Here is a 19,707-nt window from a genome sequence, read left to right on the forward strand (position 1 = left end):
GCGTCCCGAGGCCCCCGCCTCGCCGAACCGTTCAGCCGGCGGCGCGCTGTCGCACGCGTTCGGCGCGCAGACGTCGGGCCTCGTCCGGGTCCAGGACCGGAGCGGCAGTGAGCAACTGCTTGGTGTAGTCGCTGCGCGGGGCCTCGTAGATGCTGTCGCTGTCGCCCATCTCCACGACCTCGCCCTTGCGCATGACGGCCACGCGGTCGCTGACCTGACGTACGACCGCCAGGTCGTGGGCCACGAAGATGTAGGTCAGACCGAAGTCGTCCTGCAGCTCCGAGAGCAGCCGCAGCACCTGGTCCTGCGTGGACACGTCCAGCGCCGAGACCGGCTCGTCACAGATGATGAGCTTGGGTTTGAGGATCAACGCGCGGGCGATGGCGACGCGCTGACGCTGCCCACCGGAGAACGCGTGCGGGAACCGGTTGTAGTGGTGGGGCTCCAGGCCCACCCGCTCCAGCAGGGACTGGACTCGGGTACGGATCTTCTTGCCGTCGCGCTCGCCCTGCACCTTCAGGGCGGTGCCGATGCTCTCACCGATGGTCAGACGCGGGTTCAGTGAGGAGTAGGGGTTCTGGAACACCATCTGGATCTGTTTACGCAGCGGGCGCAGGTGTCGCTCCGGCAGGTGGGTGATGTCGCGTCCCTGGAACTCCACGGTCCCGGCGGTGGGTTCCAGCAGGCGCATGATCATGCGTGAGAGTGTGCTCTTGCCCGAGCCGGACTCGCCCACGATGCCGAGCGTCTCGCCTTGGTACAGCTCGAAACCGACGTCCTTGACCGCCCAGAAGTCGCTGGAGCGGCCCCACATCCCCCCACGGACCTTGAAGCTCTGCGCGAGGTCGTTCACGCGCAGCAGCGGTTCGCCCTTCCCGCCACCTTCCTCGGCCGGGACAAAAGCCTGGAAAGCGCTTGCCCCTCCGGTCGACTCCTCGATGCCCTCCGTCGCGGGGCGAGGCGCCTCTCCCCCACCTTCCTTGTCCGCACGCTCCGCCCGATCCGCGCGGTCTTGGGCCCGGCGCTGGGCCCGGGAGACCTCCACGCGCGGCACCGCGTCCAGCAGCGCCCGGGTGTAGGGGTGCTCGGGCCGGGAAAGGACGTCGCGCACGTCGCCGCGCTCCACGGCCCGGCCGTGGCGCATCACCACGACCTCGTCCACCGAACCGGCCACCACGGCCAGGTCGTGGGAGACCAGGATGAGGCCCATGTTCAGGTCACGGCGCAGCTCGTCGAGCAGATCCAGGATCTGAGCCTGGACGGTCACGTCCAACGCGGTGGTGGGCTCGTCCGCCAGCAGCACCTTGGGGTCGCACATCAGGCCCATGGCGATGAGGACGCGCTGGCGCATACCGCCGGAGAACTCGTGCGGGTAGGAGTTGATCCGTTTGGCCGGCTCGGGGATGCCGACGCGTTCCAGCGACTCGATCGCCCGTTCGCGTGCCCCCGAGCGCGAGACCTGTGACCGATGCACCCGCAACGCCTCGATGAGCTGGTCGCCGATGGTGTACTGCGGGTGCAGCGACTGCATCGGGTCCTGGAAGACCATCGCGATGTCGTTGCCGCGCATCTGCCGCAACCTCTTGTCGGAGGCGGCCACCACGTCGTTGCCCACCACCTCGATCCCGCCGGTGATCTCGGCACGGGTGCCCCGGTGCAACCCCATCAGGGCCATCGAGGTCACGCTCTTGCCCGAACCCGATTCCCCCACGATGCCCAGGGCGCCACCGGCCGGGACCTCGAAGGACAGTCCCTTGACCGCGTGGACGTCGCCGTCCATCGTCGGGAACGTCACCCGCAGGTCGTCCACGCGGACGACGGTGTCGGCGGGAGCGGACTCACTCATTCAGGACGCCTCTCTTTAGTCGTGGATGCGCACGCGCGGGTCGATCAGCGGGTACACCAGGTCCACGATCAGGTTGCAGATGACGATGAAGAACGCGCCGAACAGGGTCACTCCGAGGATCACCGGCAGGTCGCTCTGGGTGATGGCCTGCACTGCGTACCGGCCGATGCCGTTGAGCGAGAAGACCTGCTCGGTGAGGACCGCACCACCCAGGACCAAGCCCAGGTCGAGACCGAAGATGGTGACGATGGGGGTCAGGGTGGGGCGCAGGGCGTGTTTGAGCACCACCTTGCGTTCGCTCAGCCCTTTGGCGCGGGCCGTGCGAATGTAGTCCTCGTTGAGGGCCTCCAGCATGCCCGCGCGGGTCTGGCGGGCGTACATGGCCGCGTGCAGGAACGCGAGCGTCAGCCACGGCAGCAGCAGGCCCTGGACCCAGCCGAACGGGTCCTGGGTGAAGGGGACGTATCCGGGGGTACCGAACAGGCCCCAGGAGTGCACGAGGAAGGCCAGGGCGAGCAGACCGGTGAAGAAGATCGGCAGCGACACCCCGGCCAGGGCCACCGCCATCGCCAGCCGGTCGAAGAGACTGCCCTTCCACACGGCGGAGACCACGCCCACCGCGATTCCGCCGACCAGCCAGATGATGCCGGCCCCCAGAGCCAGCGAGGCGGTCACCGGCAGCCGGGCCAGGATCTCGGGGAAGACCTCTTGGTAGGTCTGGAAGGAGTAACCGAAGCAGGGGGCGGCGCACTCGATGGTCTCGCCGCCGAAGCGGTACTGGGCGCCGAAGAAGATCCCGCGGACGAACTCGCCGAACTGCACGGCGATGGGTTGGTCCAACCCCAGCCGCTCGATGGTGGCCTGGATGGCCTCCGGCGTGGGTGCCCGACCCACGTACATGGTGGCGAGTTGTTCGGTGGTCCGTCCCGCCCAACGCGGCACCACATAGAAGATGGCGAAGGTGACCATGGTGACCACGGCCAGGAGCAGCAGACCGGCGCCCAGTCGGCGCAGGATGTAGGTCAGCAAGGCGCGTGCTTTCTGTCGTCGGATCCATGGCCCGGGGCCCGGGTCCTGGGCCGCGGTGACTCCACCCCGGAGCCAAACAGTAACCCAAGGGAAACATGCGATCACGTCTAGTCACCGGTGTGTGCGCGGGGGTTCACCCGAACAGGACGAGGGCGGCGCCCCCCGGAAGGAGGACGCCGCCCTCGGGCCCATCGCGCCGATCAGTCGGTGTTGCCGGTGCCCAGGCTCATGTAGTCGTACATGCTGTAGCCCGCGTGGTAGTACACGTTCGTCAGGTTGGCCGGCCGGTACAGCACCGTGCGCTCGAACACCGCCGGCAGGATCGCGGCCTGATCCATGGCCCGCTCGTCGATCTGCGTGTAGATCGACGCCCTGGCCTCGGGATCCTCCTCGGCGACGACCTCGTCGAACCATTCGTTGATCTGGTCGTCGTCCAGTTCGGCGATGTTGGAGTTGCCCGCGTCCTGGATGGCGTCACCGTCCAGGATCTTGCTCATGAAGCCGTAACCGCTGGCCCAGTCCGGCGCCCAGCCGTACACGGTCAGCCCCAGGTCGTTGTCGTGCACGAAGTCCGGGGAACCCGCCTGGGTGTTGGTGAAGGTGTCGGACGGGTACTGCTTGATCTCCGTCTCGATGCCCACCCGGGCCAACGCCTGCTGAAGTGCCTCGGCGGTGCTCACGTCGGCGGGGCGGTCGGCGCGAGCGCCGATGGAGGTGGAGAACCCGTCGGGTTGCCCGCACTCCTCCAGCTTCTCTCGCGCCATGTCCAGGTCGCCCTTGTTGTCCTCGGACGGGTACAGGTCGATGCTCGGGTCCGCCCCGGGCAGCGACGTCGGCATGATCTGGGTGGCGATGTCACCGCCGGTGTCCCCGCCCCAGGCACGCTGTAGGGCGTCCCGGTCGGCCGCGTACAGGATGGCCTCTCGGCAGGCGAGGTCGTTCAGGGGTTCGACGACGGTGTTGACGTTGACGTAGCGCAGGGTGCTGGTCTGCGGGTTGTCGATGTTGTGGCGCTCACTCTCGTCGGTGATCAGGGTGCCCTTCATGGCCGGGCCCACACCGGTACCGCCCAGGTCGACGTCGAGCTCGCCGTTGACCAGACGCTGGTCGATCTCGTTCTGGTCGACACCCAGCTGCACCTCGATCCGGTCGGGCAGCGCCTTGCGGATCGGGTCGGTGGAGGCGTCCCACTCCTCGTTGCGCACCAGGTTCAGGGAGGCACCGGGCCGGTACTCACCGTCGAACTTGTACGGTCCGGAGGAGACCACGCTGCTCTGGTACTGCTCACCGCGGTCGGCGTCGGCCGGCACCGGCGCGGTCTGCGGCTGGATGAGCACGTACGGGAACTCCGAGAAGCTCGTGTTCAGGTGGAAGACCAGGGTGTGGTCGTCCGGTGTCTCGATTCCGTCGAACCCTTCCAGCGGATCGTCCTCGTTGGCGTAGGGGCCCTCGTAGTCGTCGCTGTCGGCGAGCAGGTCCTGGAAGTACTTGGGCCCGTTGGGCATCGCCTGGTCACCGAAGTTGCTGCGCGCGATGGCGTACTTGATGTCCTGGGCGGTGATCTCCGAGCCGTCCTCGAAGCGCAGGCCCTCCTTGATGGGGACCGTCCACTCGGTGGAGTCGTCGTTGCCCTCGGGCATCTCCGCGGCGATGTCGGGCTGCAACTCCACGCCCTGTTCGCCGGGCGCCTCGGTGTAGGTCAGCAGGGTGCGGGCGTAGTAGCGGGAGAAGTTCCAGGAGAACGCGTAGTAGGTGTTGCCCGGGTCCGGTGAGTCGAAGTCGGCGGAGATGGCGTAGCGCAGGGTCCCGCCGGTCTCGTCGGAGGGGTTGACGACTGCGGTCTCGCCCTCGTTGAACTCCGCGTCGGACTCCCCCGCTCCGCCTCCCCCTCCCGCGCCGCCGCAGGCGGCCAGGAACAGGGCCAGGGCGGTGCCGGCCGCGGCGGATGTCGTGGTGCGTCGGAGCGCGCCGGACCGCCGGGGCGGTTCCTGGCGCGTGAAGTGATGGGTGGTCACCTTGCCTCCTGGTGGGATTCGGTAGTGGCGTGCGGCGCACGTCCCGGTGAGTGGGTCGATACCGACTGTGATGACCCTAGAGGGGGCCCGTCAGTCGGAGGAACGCGGGTCGAAGGCGTCGCGCAGGCCGTCACCGAAGAGGTTGAACGCCAGGACGGTGATGAAGATGGCCAGACCCGGGACGATCACGAAGTGCGGGGACGTGGTGTAGAAGCGCAACGCGTTCTCCAACATGCCGCCCCAGGTCGCCATGGGCGGGTTGATGCCCACGCCCAGGAAGCTCAGGGCCGCCTCGAAGAGAATGTTCGTGGGGATCAGCAGCGTGGAGTAGACGAGGATCGGGGTGATGAGGTTGGGCAGGATCTCACGGAAGACGATGTGGGTGTTGCCGGCTCCGAGGCTGCGGGCGGCCTCCACGAACTCGCGTTCCTTGAGGGTGAGGGTCTGTCCGCGCACGATGCGGCCGATGTAGGGCCAGTTGAAGAACCCGATGATGAACACCAGGACACCGATGCGCAGGTAGTTGCCCTCCAGGCCGAAGGCGCCGTCGGGGATGACGCCGACCAGGGCGATGGCGAACAACAGCAGCGGGAAGGCGAGGAAGATGTCCATGGTGCGGCTGATGACGGTGTCGACCCAGCCGCCGAAGTAACCGGCGAGGATGCCGAGGACGGTCCCGATGACCACGCACAGCAGGGTGGCGACGGTGGCGACCAGCAGTGAGGTCCGGGCGCCGTAGACGATGCGGCTGAACAGGTCTCGCCCGTTGACGGGTTCGACGCCCAGGAGGTGTTGGGCGCTGATGCCGCCCCAGGGGTCGAGCCCTTGGGAGACGTCGTCGGGGTCGCGCAGTACACCGCCGGTGAGCGGGTCGACGAGCCCCTGGTTGAACTGGTTGGGCGGGTGACCCAACCAGGCGGTGAGCAGCGGCGCGCACAGGGCGATGAGGATGAGCAGGATGACGATGACGCCGCCGGCCATGCCGACCTTGTCCTTGCGGAAGCGTCTCCAGGCGATCTGGCGCAGGGACCTGCCCCCGGCGCCTCGGTCGCCCGCGGCGACGGCTTCCGGGTCGGCGTGCTGGGACGACTCGGGCACGTCCATCGGCACGGTCATGTACCCCTGCCCCCGCTCTCTACGAGTGACTGAATCACCACACAGAGTGTGCATCAGGGGTCGTGGGGGTTTCCAGTGACCGCGCCGGAACCCGATGGGCCGGGCACCCCCTTCTCGGAAATGCCCGGCCCGTCCCGCCCGAGGTCGTTCGGTCGTCTATGACCTGTGGCCGTCAGCGTCCGCGCAGGTCCCGGTAGCGACGGACCAACCCCTTGGTCGAGGAGTCCAGGCCGGGCACCTCGGCGCCCTCGGTGAGCGCGGGCTCCACCTTCTTGGCCAGGACCTTGCCGAGCTGGACCCCCCACTGGTCGAAGGAGTTGATGTTCCACACCGCGCCCTGCACGAACACCTTGTGCTCGTAGAGGGCGACGAGCTGGCCCAGGGTGGAGGGGTCGAGCCGTTCGGCGAGGATCGTGGTGGTGGGCCGGTTGCCCGGGAAGGAGCGGTGCGGCACCAGTTCGGGGCGTACCCCCTCGGCGGCGACCTCCTCCTCGGTGCGTCCGAAGGCCAGGGCCTGACCCTGCGCGAACAGGTTGGCCATGAGCAGGTCGTGCTGGGGCACCAGTGTCTCGGCCAGGTCGGGAGCCGGTCGGGCGAAACCGATCAGGTCGGCCGGGACGAACCGGGTTCCCTGGTGCAGCAGCTGGAAGTAGGCGTGCTGGCCGTTGGTACCGGGGGTGCCCCACACCACCGGCCCGGTCTGCCACCTGACGGGGCGCCCGTCGCGCTGGACCGACTTACCGTTCGACTCCATGTCGAGCTGTTGGAGGTAGGCGGGGAAACGCGACATGTGGTGGCTGTAGGGCAGCACCGCGTGCGACTGGGCTTCGAAGAAGCCGCCGTACCAGACACCGAGGAGCCCGAGCAGGAACGGCAGGTTGCGTTCGGCGGGCGCGGTGGCGAAGTGGGTGTCCATGAGGTGGAACCCGGCGAGCATCTCCCGGAACAGCTCCGGGCCGAGCGCCACCATGAGGGAGAGACCGATGGCCGAGTCATAGGAGTAGCGGCCGCCCACCCAGTCCCAGAACTCGAACATGTTGGCGGTGTCGATGCCGAACTTCGCGACCTCTTCGGCGTTGGTGGACACGGCCACGAAGTGGCGGGCGATCGCGTCGTCCCCGGCGCCGAGCCCGGCGAGCAACCAGTCGCGGGCCACGGTGGCGTTGGTGATGGTCTCGATGGTGGTGAAGGTCTTGGAGGCCACCACGAACAGGGTGTGTTCGGGGTCGGCGTCGATGAGCGCCTCGTTCAGATCGGTGCCGTCCACGTTGGAGACGAACCGGAACTCCAGGCCGCGGTCGGTGTAGGGGCGCAACGCCTCGTAGGCCATGGCCGGGCCCAGGTCGGAGCCGCCGATGCCGATGTTGACCACGCGGGTCAGCGGCTTACCGGTGTGCCCGAGCCAGGTACGCGCACGCACCTTCTCGGCGAAGCCCGCCATCTTTTCCAGGACCTCGTGCACCTCGGGGACCACGTCCTGGCCGTCGGCTCGGACGACCTGCCCTCGGGGTGCGCGCAGGGCGGTGTGCAGGACGGCGCGGTCCTCGGTGACGTTGATGTGGTCGCCGCGCAGCATGGCGTCGCGCAGCCCGGCCACCCCGGTGGCGGCGGCCAGGTCACCGAGCAGCCCCAGGGTCCGGTCGTCGACGAGGTTCTTGGAGTAGTCGACGTGCAGCGACCCGACGTCGAGGCTGTACCGCTCGGCCCGCTCGGGGTCGTCGGCGAAGAGCCGGCGCAGGTGGGTGTCGCCCAACCCGTCCCGGTGCTCACGCAGACGGATCCACTCGTCCCTGCGGTCCAGCGGCGTACCGGCGTGATCGCCGGTGTCCTCGGTTCGAGGCAGGGGTGTGCTGGCAGACATCCGGTGGCTCCTCGTCGTCCATGGTCCGAGTGGGGGCGTGCGGGTCCACGGCTGCCCGGACCACGCACCGCGCCCACGGTTGGTGGCTGTGCCCCACCTTCCCACGAAAGGCGGCGGCCTTGTGGACCAGCGGGTCGAGGGAGGTCAGACGGGGCTGCGGTCCACGTTCTGGTCGACTCGCCGCTCTCGCAGGTGGGCGACCTCCTCGCGCAGGGACCGGAGTTCGGCGAGGATCTGGCGTTGGCCCTCGTCCGGGCCGCCCCGGGGACCATCGTCCGGCCCTTCGGAGCCCTGTCCGGACTCGCCACCGCCACCGGCTTCGCGTTCCTCGTGCCCGGCCTTGTCGAGCGCCTCCACCGCGACGGCGATGAACAAGTTGAGTGCGATGAGCGTGGACACCGTCACGAAGACCACGAAGAACACCCAGGCCAGGGGTTGATCCTTCATGACCTCCTGGGCGATGTTCCCCCAGCCATCGGCGGTGAAGATCTGGAAGAGGGTGAACAGGGACGTCCAGAGGTCACCGAAGTAGCGGGGGGTGTCGTCGCCGAAGAGCCTGGTGGCCATCACCGCCGACACGTAGAGCAGCAGCGCCACCAGCACCATGATGGAGGCCATGCCGGGCAGGGCCCGGAAGAGGCCCGTCACCACGTGACGCAGGGTCGGTATCACCGACAGCAGCCGGAGCACCCGAAGGACCCTGAGCACCCGCAGCACCGCGAACGGGCCGGTGGCCGGCAGCAGCGCGATACCGATGATGATGACGTCGAACCAACCCCAGGCGTCGCGTAGGAAGTCCTTGCGGTACGCGAAGATCCGCATGCCCAACTCGATGACGAACAGGGTCAGGATCGCCCTGTCGATAACGGTGAGCAGGTCACCGTGGTCCTCCATCATCGGTTTCGACGTCTCGATGCCGAGGATGATGGCGTTGATCAGGATGAGGGTGATGACTCCGGCCTGGAACCAGGATGAGTCGACGAGGGATCGGACCCGTTCGCGTACGGTCACTAGGAGGGGAACTCCGTCTCTTGATGTCGGACAGGCGACGAAAAAGCCTACCGTCGCGCGATGTGCCCCGTTACGCCCTCGTCGCCCTCGGCACGCGGCCCACTGGCGTCCGCCGCCGTGAACAGGCATGATCGACATAGGGAACCGAGGCGAGGGGGTCGCCTGTGACGGAATCCGCGAACGCATCCGGAGAGCTCGGCGGGGACGACGAGGACATCGACGACGTCGACGCCGAAATGGACGTGGGAGCACCGGACCAGGACACCGCCGTGGCGGAGTACCTGGAGGAGCACCCGAACGACTACCGCATCGAGGAGATCGAGGACCACGAGGTACTCGGTATAGATGCGGAAACGCGCCAGGAGGTTCCGGAACGGGCACCCGAACACGAGGAGGAGAGCCCGCCGGCGCGGGACCGCGGGGAGACGTCCCGTCTGCTGCGCGCCGAACAGTACGCCGAACGCGTGGAGCGCCGCCTGGAGCGGTGAGCGCCCCCTCGCGGCCGGCCCCTGGCGACCCGTCGTGGGCAAGCGGGCCGCGAGGGGGTCCAGCGTCCGAGCGTCCTCGTGGTCGACGGACTCACGGGCGCAGGTGGGCCCGGAGCCAGCGTTCCACCCGCAGGACGTGGGCAGTCGCCGCCGCCCGCGCGGCCTCGGGGTCACGATCGCGGAGGGCCTCCAGGATGCGCCGATGGTCCTCGTGCAGGTCCCGGGCGATCCCTTCCGCGTCGTGTCCTGCCCAGACCCGTTCGTTGAGAGTGGGCGAGGAGAGCCCGGCGTGCACGGCAGACAGGGTGGCGTTGCCGGCGCACTCGACGATCCTGCGGTGGAAACCCAGGTCGAAGGCGCCGGAGTCGCCGGGTTCGGCGGAGCGGTCGGTGTCCTCCAGCCGGTCCAGCACCTCACCGATGCGGTCCAGGTCCTCGTCGGTGGCGCGGGCGGCGGTGATGGCGGTGGCGGCGGGTTCGATCATCCGCCGTACCTGCAACACCTCCAGCAGGGTGGGGTCGGGGGAGACCTCCGAGAGGACACCGAAGGCCTCCAGGAGGTCGTCGGGGCGCAGGGCGGTGACGTACACGCCCGCTCCATGGCGGACCTCCAGGACGCCGAGGGTGGTGAGGGTGCGGATGGCCTCGCGCACCGAACCACGGGAGACACCGAAGCGGGCCGAAAGGTCACGCTCTGTAGGCAAACGCTGTTGAGGTCCTACCTCTCCAATGGCGATCATCGCCTTGATCTGTTCGACCGTCCGCTGTGTGACCGGCGTGCGCACCCCTTCACTCACGTAATTCCCCCTCCTTCTTCGCTGTGAACATGCAAGAATCCTACCCTCTCGCCCTGAGACCCCCTTGCTCACAGCGCCGAGTTATTGCAGAGTGGTCGGACCACTCGGCGTGCCGGTCACCCGGCGCGTCGAGCGCCCCCATCGGCGGCGAGCCCCGCATCATCATCGAGTGGGACCGATGGGGCACGAAGGAGGCACATGCGGATCGCGTTGTTCATCACCTGCGTCAACGACACGCTCTTCCCCGACACCGGACGTGCGGTCGTGCGGTTGCTGGAGCGGCTGGGCCACGAGGTCGTCTTCCCCACCGGGCAGACCTGCTGCGGCCAGATGCACTACAACACGGGCTATCGACGCCCGGCGGCCCGGCTCGCCGTGCGCTTCGTCCAGACCTTCGAGGGGGCCGACGCCGTCGTGGTCCCGTCCGCGTCGTGCGCGGCCATGATCCGGGAGCACTATCCGAAGCTGGGGCGGACCGGCAGCCGATTGTCCCGCCGAATGGCCGACCTGGGCCCGCGCGTGTACGACCTCACCGAGTTCCTCGTGGACGTGCTCCAGGTGACCGATGTGGGCGCCTACTACCCGCACAAGGTCGTCTACCACCCCACCTGTCACGGGCTGCGGTTCCTGGGCCTGGGCGACCGCCCCTACCGACTACTGCGCGCCGTCCGCGGACTGGAGCTGTTGGAGCTGCCCGGGGCCACCGAGTGCTGCGGATTCGGCGGCACCTTCGCGGTCAAGAACGGCGCCGTGTCCGCCGCGATGGGCTTCGACAAGGCCCGCCACGCGGTGGGGACCGGCGCCGAAGTGCTGTGCGCGGTGGACAACTCCTGCCTGATGCACATCGGCGGGACGCTGTCGCGCCAGCGATCGGGCCTGCGGATCACCCACATCGCGGAGATCCTGGCGAGCACGGAGAAGGAGTACGCGACCACATGAGCAGCGCGACGTTCCTGGGCATGCCGCCCTTCCCCGAGGCGGCCCGGAGTGCCGTGGAGGATTCACGCACCCGGCACAACCTGCACAAGGCCACGCACACCATCCGCGGTAAACGCGACGCCGTCGTCGGCGAACTCGGCGACGACTGGCAGCGACTGCGCGCCGAGGGCGAAGCGGTCAAGACCCACACCCTGCGCCACTTGGACCACTATCTGGAGAAGCTGGAGGAGTCGGTCCGGCGTGCGGGCGGAACCGTGCACTGGGCGGCCGACGCCGACGAGGCCAACGCGATCGTCACCCGTCTGGTGAAACAGACCGGCGAGTCGGAGGTCGTCAAGGTCAAGTCGATGGCCACCCAGGAGATCGAACTCAACAACGCCTTGGAGGCGGCGGGCATCACCGCCTACGAGACCGACCTGGCGGAGCTGATCGTGCAGCTGGGCGAGGACCTGCCCTCGCACATCCTGGTGCCGGCCATCCACCTGGGCCGGGCCCAGATCCGGGAGATCTTCCTGGACAAGATGGCCGAGTGGGGTGTCCCCGCGCCGGAGGGCCTGACCGACGACCCACGAGCGCTGGCCGAGGCCGCCCGGGTCCACCTGCGGGAACTGTTCCTTCGCGCCAAGGTGGCGGTGTCGGGCGCCAACTTCGCGGTGGCCGACTCCGGGACGCTCGTGGTGTTGGAGTCGGAGGGCAATGGGCGCATGTGCCTGACCCTGCCGGAGACGCTCATCTCGGTGGTGGGCATCGAGAAGATCGTGCCCACGTGGTCCGACCTCGAAGTGTTCATGCAGTTGCTGCCGCGCTCCTCCACGGGGGAGCGGATGAACCCCTACACCTCGACCTGGACCGGGGTGACTCCCGGGGACGGACCCCAGGACTTCCACCTGGTGCTGTTGGACAACGGTCGCACCGACGTGCTGGCCGACACCGTGGGGCGCCAGGCGCTGCGCTGCATCCGGTGTTCGGCGTGCCTGAACATCTGCCCGGTCTACGAACGCACCGGAGGGCACGCCTACGGTTCGGTCTACCCGGGGCCGATCGGCGCGATCCTCACCCCGCAGTTGAAGGGGATGTCCTCGGAGGCGGACCGGGCACTGCCGTACGCCTCGTCGCTGTGCGGGGCCTGCTACGACGTGTGTCCGGTGGCCATCGACATCCCCGAGGTGCTGGTGCACCTGCGCGAACAGGTCGCGTCCACCGAGGCGCCCCTGGGCGAGAAGGCCCTGATGGCGGGGGCCGAGGCGGTGTTCGGTTCCTCGACCGCGCTGGACGCGGCCCAGCGCGCGGCCGGGGTGATGCGCGGCGCGGTGCCCAAGCATCTACCGGGGCTCGCGGGCAAGTGGACCGACACCCGGGACATCCCCGACATCCCCGAGGAGTCCTTCCGGAAGTGGTGGAACGAACGAGAGGAGGGCCGGTGATGGGCGGCTCCCGTGAACGCGTGTTGGCGCGGGTGCGTGCGGCGCTGAGCGACGTGCCCGCCGACGAGCCGGTGGAGCGTCACCCGCACCGCTCCTACGCCGACGGCCATTTCGAGGGGGACACCCTGGAGGTGCTGGTGGATCGGTTGTTGGACTACAAGGCGTTGGTGGAACGGGTCCCGGAGAGCGAACTTCCGGGTCGGATCGCGGCGGCCCTGGAACGGCGCGGCGCCGCTCGTGTGGCGGTCCCGCCGGGGCTGCCGTCGGAGTGGCTGGCCGAGGCTTCGGTGGAGCGTGTGGGCGATGTCCCCGACGCCCCGCTGTCATCGATGGATCTGGACGCCACCGACGGGGTGGTGACCGGTTGCGCGGTGGCGATCGCCGAGACCGGCACCATCGTCCTGGACGCGAGCCCCGACCAGGGCCGCCGGGCGCTGACCCTGGTCCCGGACTACCACCTGTGCGTGGTCCGGTCCGACCAGGTCGTCGACGGGGTGCCGGAAGGGGTACGACGGTTGGATCCGGCGCGTCCCCTCACCTGGATCAGTGGTCCCTCGGCCACCAGCGACATCGAGCTCAACCGGGTGGAGGGCGTACACGGCCCCCGCACCCTGGAGGTGCTGTTGGTGGAGGCCGACGGCTGAGAGCGGCCCGGTCTTCGCAGGTGACGGTGGCCGGGGTAGGGCGTGCCTTACCGCGGTGGGTGAGGCGCGCCCTCCACCACTCCACCGGCCTGCCCTCTCGTGCGTGCCGGTCCCCGATCCCTAGCGTTGAGGGGAAACGGAGTCGACACGAGGGACGGATCGCATGCCATTCCCCCTACGAACGATCGGCGCCCTGGCCGGGGCGCTCAGCCTGGCCATCGTGGCCGCCTGCGGCGTCGAGAACGCCTCCTTGGCCGGTGCCGAGGAAGAGCACCCGGCGCCGCCCCTGGTGACCCTGCCCGAACCCACCGGTGAGTACACGGTGGGCGGCACCGACTTCCACTTGGTGGACGACGAACGCGAGGACCCGTGGGTCGGCGGCGCCCGGGAACTCATGGTGACGATGTGGTACCCGACCGAGGCCGACACCGGGGAGCGGGCGCCCTACCTGACCGAGGCGGAGGCCGAGGCGACCCTTGCCGAACTCGACTTGGACGACCTACCGGCCGAGGCGCTCATCCAGGTGGACACGCACACCTCACCGGGTGTGGGCCCCGTCGACGAGGCCGGACTGCCGCTGGTGCTGTTCTCCCCCGGTGCCGGGCTCTCCCGGGTGTGGGCGACTTCGCTCGCCACGGAACTGGCCTCGCACGGTTTCGCGGTGGCGGGGATCGACCACCGGTACGAGGCCGCACCGGTGGAGTTCCCCGACGGGCTGGTCGACGAGTGCACGGGTTGTCTGGCCGAGGACTGGGAGCTGGGCGCCCGTACCCGCGCCGCCGATGTCACCTTCCTGCTCGACGAACTGGAGCGTGGTGAGGCTCTGGACTGGTCGCCCGCCCTGGATACCGAGGCCGTGGGCATGATCGGGCACTCCTGGGGAGGGACCGCGGTCGCCCAGAGTCTGTTGGACGAGGAGCGGGTGGCCGCCGGGATCAACCTGGACGGGCCCTACTACCCCTCCCAGCTGGAGGGTGAGATCGACCGGCCTCTGGCATTGCTCGCCAACGACCAGGGGCGCCCTTGGCAGGGATGGGACGAGCGTTGGGAGGGACTGACCGATTGGCGGCAGTGGATCCGTGTCACCGACTCGGGACACTCCAACGCCTTGGACCGGGGCGTGGTCATGGACCGGTTGGGCCTGCGCGACCTGCTCACCCCCGAACAGTGGCGGGCGCAGTTCGGTGACCTGGAGCCCGAACACGGTGTGCGGCTGACGCGCGACTATTCCACCGGGTTCTTCGACCACCACCTGCGCGGCGGGGAGCAGCCGATCCTGGAGGACCCGGAGAGCGTCCACCCCGAGCTGGTCGAGGTGGGCCCGAAGGAGTGAGGCCGCTCTTCACCGGTCGTCGAGACACCGGCACGGGGTTCGGTGGGGCGCCGGCACGTCGATCCGGACGTGTCGGCGCCCCTCTTCGGTTCATCACCCCGTGCCGCCTGCGTGAATCCGCGAAGCCCGATGGGTCAGGGCTTTCGGCCTTGTGGGAGCGGGTTCCCCACGGGGAGAATACGGCTGTCCCCGCCACCGCGGCGGCCGACTATGAAGGGAACCCATGACCGACGCCACCCCCACCATCGACACGACCGTGCCCCACTCCGCGCGGGTATTCAACTACTGGCTCGGGGGCAAGGACCACTACCCGGTCGATCGAGAGCTCGGCCGACAGATCGAACAGGCCTTCCCCGAGATCGCCGACATCGCGCGGGCCGACCGACAGTTCATCAGCCGCTCCATCACCCACCTGGCCAAGGAAGAGGGCGTCCGCCAGTTCCTGGACATCGGCACCGGACTGCCCACCGCGAACAACACCCACGAGGTCGCCCAATCGATCGCGCCAGAGGCCAGGGTCGTCTACGCCGACAACGACCCGCTCGTGCTCACGCACGCCCGGGCCCTGCTCACCAGCTCCCCCGAAGGCGCGACCCACTACATAGACGCCGACCTGCTCGACCCGGAAGCGCTACTGGCCCAGGCCCGCGAACACCTCGACTTCACACAGCCGATCGGGTTGGCGATCATGGGTACCCTCGGGCACTTCCCCGCCGATGAGAAGACCTACGCGCTGGCCCGCGCCTACGTGGACGCGCTGCCCTCGGGAAGCTTCCTGGCCCTGAACGACAGCACCGACACCAGCCAGCAGATCATCGACGCCGCCGCGGCCTGGAACGAGCAGGCCGCCCAACCCATCCACCTGCGTTCGCCGGAACAGATCGAGGCGTTCTTCGAGGGGCTGGAACTGTTGGAACCCGGGGTCGTCTCCGTCCCCTTCTGGCGTCCCGACTCGTCCCAGGTCGGGGAGATCCGTGAAGCCGCTCAGTACGGAGGCGTGGCCCGCAAACCCTGACACCCACGGACGAAGCGAACCTTCCCCGGCCGGTAGGATGGTCTGTCGATCCAGACCCCCTTCGACCAGGGAGAACACGTGGGCAGGAAAGGCCGCCGGCGCGGCACCGACCGGAACGTCCAGGAGTGGGCCGGCCCCTCCCCCGACGACACCCCGATGGAGGTGATCGCCCAAGCCGTCGACGCCATCGTGTCTCGCCGTGAGGGGTCCGGCATGGACCTCGCGGCGGCCCGTCTGGCCGATGTGGAAGACGTCCACTGGGCCGGGGCGTCCGCACGCTCGCTCTTCGACACCCTGCTGTTCGGGGTGGCCGATGCCTGGGCGCGTGGTTGGCAACCCGCCGAAACCGTCCGCCACGTGCGGCGTGAGGCGGGCGCGCCGGCCGCCGCGGTGTGCGCCGACGCCGTCACCGCCGACCTGGAACGCCATTCCCTCGCGACCGTGGACCCACGGTGGATCGAGCAGGTACGCGCTCTGGGCGTGGACACCGCGCACCTGTCGGAGGAACGGCACCTGGACCACCTGAGCGCCGAACACGGGCTGATGCGGTTCGAGGTGGTCGAGGTGGTGTTGCGGCTTTCGGCGGTTCTGCGCACCCTTCCGCCGATGCGTCGTCTGGGACCGCCGCCCGGGACGTTCCGACCCGGTGTCCGCGCCCCGGTACCCGTGGACCGAGGCCGTCTTCAGCGGGTCCGGGCGTTGCTGGCCAAGGCCGAGTCCACCGAGTTTCCCCAAGAGGCCGAGGCGTTGACCGCCCGGGCCCAGGAGATGATGGCCAGGCACAGCATCGACCTGGCGCTGGTGGAGGCCGATCCAGAGGAGCCGGACACCGCCGGTGCCCGCAGACTGCCGGTGGACTCGCCCTACGACGAGCATCGGGCCGTGCTGCTCGACCAGGTGGCCGGGGCCAACCACTGTCGGGCCGTGTGGCACCGCGAACTGGGACTGAGCACCGTGATGGGCTTCCCCGGCGACGTGGAGGCGGTGGACCTGCTGTACACGTCGTTGTTGGTGCAGGCGGAGACGGCCATGCGGGTGAGCGGATCGGCTCGGGACAGATCCGGGCGCGGAGCACGCAAGGACTACCGGTCCTCGTTCATGGCGGCGTTCGCGGTACGGGTCGGCGAGCGTCTCACCGAGTCCGCGAGAGCCACCGAGGAGGCGGTCGGCGCCGAGACCGGCACCGACCTGGTTCCGGTCCTCGCCGCACGGGAACGCGCGGTGGAGGCCGCCGTGAACGAGGCGTTCGGGGCACTGACCACCTCGCGGGTGCGCGGCCCGGCCGACCCCGACGGCTGGCACGAGGGAAGGGCCGCCGCCGACGCCGCGTCCCTGGGCACCCGCAGCGGTGTCACCCGCTGAAGCCCGGGTGGCCTGAGTCCCCGCCGTGGGAAAACCGGTGGCCCTGGAGACGCGGGCACCGGTAGAACCTCGGTATGCGCGAGTACCCCCTGTGCACGAGGCGGGACGAGGCGGGTCGTGTCACCGCCCATGGGCACTCACGCCGGGGCGACCTCATGGTGCGCCGCGTCTTGTGGGAGGCGGGGGCTCCGATCGCCTGGCGCGAGCACATGGCGTCCCTGGTGCGCCACCACCAGGCGCTGTTCTGGGCCATGGAACGGCCCGATCTGCGAAAGATCGTGTTCCGTGTGAGCCTCAGTGCGCGTAACGACGACCTGGCGCTGCCGGCCACCGCCGACATCCTGGGCCGCCGATGTGGGGACACCGCCGAGGTGTCCGTGGGGTTGGCCGCCACCTACCGGGCACGGGTGGAGATCACGGCGTTGGAGGCCCCGCCTCGGGTCCTGCGCGATCGAATGGCGCGGCGGTCGTCCCCGGTTCCGACCGCCGCGATGGAACGCCTGGTCCGCAGGTGGGAGACGCCCGACCCGACCGAGGCCCACCGGGTCGCGCACGAATCGACCGCGTGAGTCCGCTCCGGTCCCGGGAAGTGACGAGCGAGGTTCAGGAGGTCCCCGGTTCCGGCCCGGTCCGGGTGGTCTCGGGGGCTTCGTCGGCCATCAGCCAGCGAGTCACGCCGACCTCCAGCAGGGAACGGTGCGGGTCGGCGCCGTAGGGGGTGCGGGGATCCCAGCCGTAGCGGTCCTCGAAGGCGGCGAGCACGTCGTCGGGGAAGTCCTCGCGTACGGTGACCAGCCCCTGGGCCACGACGGGATGGTCGCCGTCCTCCAGTGCCAGGCTCACCCGAGGATCGTGCAGCGCGTTACGGACCTTGACCGAACGGGTCGAGGCCCCGATCCACCAGCGTTCGCGCAGGTGGGCGAACCAGACGGGGACTACGTGCGGGGAACCGTCCGGGCGCAGGGTGCACAGCCACACGTTGCGGTCCTCCTCCAGACGCCGCAGGACGCTTCGGGGTGCGGGAACCGGGTTCGAGGTCGGATCGACGGTCACGAATCTCCTTTGTTTCGGGTCGTCAGGAGAGCCTAGAACCTCGACCCGTGTTCAGGTCAACGAACCGAATCGGTGTTCGGGTCAACCGAAATACGGACCGAAGGAAAGGTCGCCACGTCACGCTTTCCTCCGTTGACACTCGCCACCACACGTTCCCCAACCGCGGGCAAGGAGAATTCTTTCCCGATACGATGAGCGCTGCCTTGGAGAACGGCGTCGATCACGCGACCGGGGCACCACAGGGCCGACCACACCACACGTGCCGAATCTGCGTTTATCACCTGAACGCCCTTTTCGGACCTTTCGGTCCCCACCGTTCAACCACCGGCACGGATAGCGATGTCCAGCACAGATCAACTCAATGGGGAGAGCGTTCCATCACGGGCGGACGCTGGTTGGCGTCACCGATTCGCCCTGTTGTGGAGCAGCGTGGCCCTGTCCGGTCTCGGCACCATGACGTTCGGACTGGCCATCCCGCTGCTGGCACTGTTCCACACCGGCTCCCCCGTGCTGGCCGGATGGATCGCGGCCGCGGGGATGGTGCCCCGGACCCTGCTGCACATCCCGGTCGGGCTGGTGGTCGACCGGCACGACCCACGGAACGTCATGATCGCCGGCCTCGTCGGTCGCATCCTGTGCGTGGTGCTGTTCGTCGCCCCCGTCCTGCTACTGGACGCCCCCGTGGTGATCCTCGCCCTCGCCTCCGCCCTGCACGGGGTATGCGGGACACTGCACTCCACCGCGGGGGCCGCCGCCGTCCCCCACCTGGTCCCCCGCGAGGAGCTCACCGGAGCCGCCGCCAAGAACGAGGCACGCAACGACGCCACCCAAATGCTCGGTCGGCCCTTGGGCGGGGCGCTGTACGGGCTGGCACACGGGCTGCCCGCGCTGTTCGACGTCCTGGTGTGTCTGCTGTCCCTGTGGGCCACGCTGCTGCTGCCCTCCCTACGCCGCCGAGACACCCCGGCCCGAGGCCACCGAGCCTGCCGTCCCCGGCGCGGGATCGGCAGGCTCGCGCGCGAACTCGCCGGCGGGTTCCTCCTCCTGCGCGGTGACCGCTTCCTCTTGCTCTCACTGATGGTGTGCACCATCACCAACGCCCTGTTCCAGGTGGTGTGGCTGGTCATCATGTTGATGACCACGGGAGAGGGCATCTCACCGTTCGTCCTGGGTCTGGTGCTGGCCGCCACCGGAGCGGGCGGCCTGCTCGGCGCCGTCGCCGCGCCGTACCTGGTCCGTCGGCTGAACCCGGCCCGCATGGTGCGGTCGTGCACGTGGGCGTGGCTGCTGCTGACCGTGGTGCTGCTGAGCGCCGACCGGGCCGGGCCCGACTGGACGACGGTGGTCCTGCCGCTGGTCTGGGGCGGGATCGGGTTCGTCGGCGCGCACATGAACGTCACCGTGACCGCCTACCACACCGCGTACGTCCCCTCTCGGATGTTGGGGCGGCTCACCGGCACCGTCCGGTTCCTCACCGGCGCGGCCCTGCCCCTGGGCCTTTTGATAGGGGGCTACTCATTGGAACACCTGGGCGTGCGCACCACGCTGGTGCTGGTGGTGGCCGTCGCCGGGGCCGTCGCGCTGGCCGTCACACTGGTTCCTCCGGCACGTCGGGTACCAGGTCGTGCCCTCCCCGCCCGAACACCTCCGCGAGCTCTCGAAGCCCCTCCACCAGGTCACGGTGCACCGACTCCGCTCCCTCACCCGGATCCGGTCGCACCTGAACGTGGCCCAGGGTCCGGTCCACCGCCTCCCTGAGCCTGTCGACCGCCTCC

16 protein-coding genes and 1 pseudogene are annotated in these 19,707 nt (G+C 69.2%); 9 read left to right on the forward strand and 8 right to left on the reverse strand.

Annotation, left to right across the window (positions count from 1 at the left end; all coding sequences use genetic code 11):
- Positions 1 to 31: 31 nt before the first annotated feature.
- The 6 genes from BQ8420_RS25510 to BQ8420_RS25535 form a co-directional block, all read right to left on the reverse strand.
- Complete coding sequence (locus BQ8420_RS25510; RefSeq protein WP_087101964.1) at positions 32 to 1,846, reverse strand: ABC transporter ATP-binding protein; 1,815 nt, start codon at positions 1,844 to 1,846, stop codon at positions 32 to 34.
- A gap of 15 nt (positions 1,847 to 1,861) precedes the next feature.
- A complete protein-coding gene (locus BQ8420_RS25515) occupies positions 1,862 to 2,875 on the reverse strand; it encodes an ABC transporter permease (protein WP_087101967.1) in 1,014 nt (337 codons plus the stop codon).
- Positions 2,876 to 3,075: 200 nt separating this feature from the next.
- Positions 3,076 to 4,890, reverse strand: coding sequence for an ABC transporter substrate-binding protein (locus BQ8420_RS25520; RefSeq protein ID WP_087101969.1), 1,815 nt, complete (start codon positions 4,888 to 4,890; stop codon positions 3,076 to 3,078).
- Between the two features lie 90 nt (positions 4,891 to 4,980).
- Positions 4,981 to 6,006, reverse strand: a complete 1,026-nt coding sequence (locus BQ8420_RS25525) for an ABC transporter permease (RefSeq protein WP_087101971.1) — start codon at positions 6,004 to 6,006, stop codon at positions 4,981 to 4,983.
- Positions 6,007 to 6,178: 172 nt separating this feature from the next.
- Positions 6,179 to 7,867 carry a glucose-6-phosphate isomerase gene (gene pgi, locus BQ8420_RS25530; protein WP_087101973.1) on the reverse strand — a complete coding sequence of 563 codons (1,689 nt, stop codon included), beginning with the start codon at positions 7,865 to 7,867 and terminating at the stop codon, positions 6,179 to 6,181.
- A gap of 144 nt (positions 7,868 to 8,011) precedes the next feature.
- Positions 8,012 to 8,878 (reverse strand): ion transporter, encoded by an 867-nt coding sequence (locus BQ8420_RS25535; protein WP_087101974.1) that lies wholly within the window; start codon positions 8,876 to 8,878, stop codon positions 8,012 to 8,014.
- Between the two features lie 164 nt (positions 8,879 to 9,042).
- On the opposite strand from BQ8420_RS25535, the gene BQ8420_RS25540 reads away from it, so the two are divergent.
- Complete coding sequence (locus tag BQ8420_RS25540) at positions 9,043 to 9,366, forward strand: hypothetical protein (RefSeq protein WP_087101977.1); 324 nt, start codon at positions 9,043 to 9,045, stop codon at positions 9,364 to 9,366.
- 91 nt (positions 9,367 to 9,457) lie between these two features.
- Here the strand turns inward: BQ8420_RS25540 and BQ8420_RS25545 are convergent, their stop codons facing one another.
- Positions 9,458 to 10,162: a FadR/GntR family transcriptional regulator gene (locus BQ8420_RS25545; RefSeq protein ID WP_087101979.1), complete on the reverse strand. Its 705-nt coding sequence runs from the start codon at positions 10,160 to 10,162 to the stop codon at positions 9,458 to 9,460.
- Positions 10,163 to 10,360: 198 nt separating this feature from the next.
- Here BQ8420_RS25545 and BQ8420_RS25550 point away from each other — a divergent pair, with 198 nt between their 5' ends.
- The 7 genes and pseudogenes from BQ8420_RS25550 to BQ8420_RS25580 form a co-directional block, all read left to right on the forward strand.
- Positions 10,361 to 11,101: a (Fe-S)-binding protein gene (locus BQ8420_RS25550; protein ID WP_087101982.1), complete on the forward strand. Its 741-nt coding sequence runs from the start codon at positions 10,361 to 10,363 to the stop codon at positions 11,099 to 11,101.
- Positions 11,098 to 12,525 (forward strand): lactate utilization protein B, encoded by a 1,428-nt coding sequence (locus BQ8420_RS25555; protein ID WP_087101984.1) that lies wholly within the window; start codon positions 11,098 to 11,100, stop codon positions 12,523 to 12,525. Before BQ8420_RS25550 ends, BQ8420_RS25555 begins: the two co-directional genes overlap by 4 nt.
- The gene (locus tag BQ8420_RS25560; RefSeq protein ID WP_200816096.1) at positions 12,525 to 13,169 is read left to right on the forward strand and encodes a lactate utilization protein C; all 645 of its coding nucleotides are present in this window, start codon (positions 12,525 to 12,527) and stop codon (positions 13,167 to 13,169) included. Before BQ8420_RS25555 ends, BQ8420_RS25560 begins: the two co-directional genes overlap by 1 nt.
- A gap of 163 nt (positions 13,170 to 13,332) precedes the next feature.
- A complete protein-coding gene (locus BQ8420_RS25565; RefSeq protein WP_087101987.1) occupies positions 13,333 to 14,502 on the forward strand; it encodes an acetylhydrolase in 1,170 nt (389 codons plus the stop codon).
- 223 nt (positions 14,503 to 14,725) lie between these two features.
- On the forward strand, positions 14,726 to 15,517 hold the full coding sequence (locus BQ8420_RS25570) for an SAM-dependent methyltransferase (protein ID WP_087101989.1): 792 nt from the start codon (positions 14,726 to 14,728) through the stop codon (positions 15,515 to 15,517).
- 78 nt (positions 15,518 to 15,595) lie between these two features.
- The gene (locus BQ8420_RS25575; protein WP_369825547.1) at positions 15,596 to 16,879 is read left to right on the forward strand and encodes a DUF2786 domain-containing protein; all 1,284 of its coding nucleotides are present in this window, start codon (positions 15,596 to 15,598) and stop codon (positions 16,877 to 16,879) included.
- 86 nt (positions 16,880 to 16,965) lie between these two features.
- Positions 16,966 to 17,448: pseudogene (locus BQ8420_RS25580) on the forward strand (poly(A) polymerase); the annotation flags it as partial.
- 34 nt (positions 17,449 to 17,482) lie between these two features.
- Here BQ8420_RS25580 and BQ8420_RS25585 read toward each other — a convergent pair.
- On the reverse strand, positions 17,483 to 17,932 hold the full coding sequence (locus BQ8420_RS25585) for a pyridoxamine 5'-phosphate oxidase family protein (RefSeq protein WP_087101991.1): 450 nt from the start codon (positions 17,930 to 17,932) through the stop codon (positions 17,483 to 17,485).
- Between the two features lie 339 nt (positions 17,933 to 18,271).
- Here BQ8420_RS25585 and BQ8420_RS25590 point away from each other — a divergent pair, with 339 nt between their 5' ends.
- Positions 18,272 to 19,690: an MFS transporter gene (locus BQ8420_RS25590; protein ID WP_087101993.1), complete on the forward strand. Its 1,419-nt coding sequence runs from the start codon at positions 18,272 to 18,274 to the stop codon at positions 19,688 to 19,690.
- Positions 19,691 to 19,707: the final 17 nt, after the last annotated feature.

This window comes from Nocardiopsis sp. JB363, from assembly GCF_900143625.1.
Classification (GTDB): Bacteria; Actinomycetota; Actinomycetes; order Streptosporangiales; family Streptosporangiaceae; genus Nocardiopsis.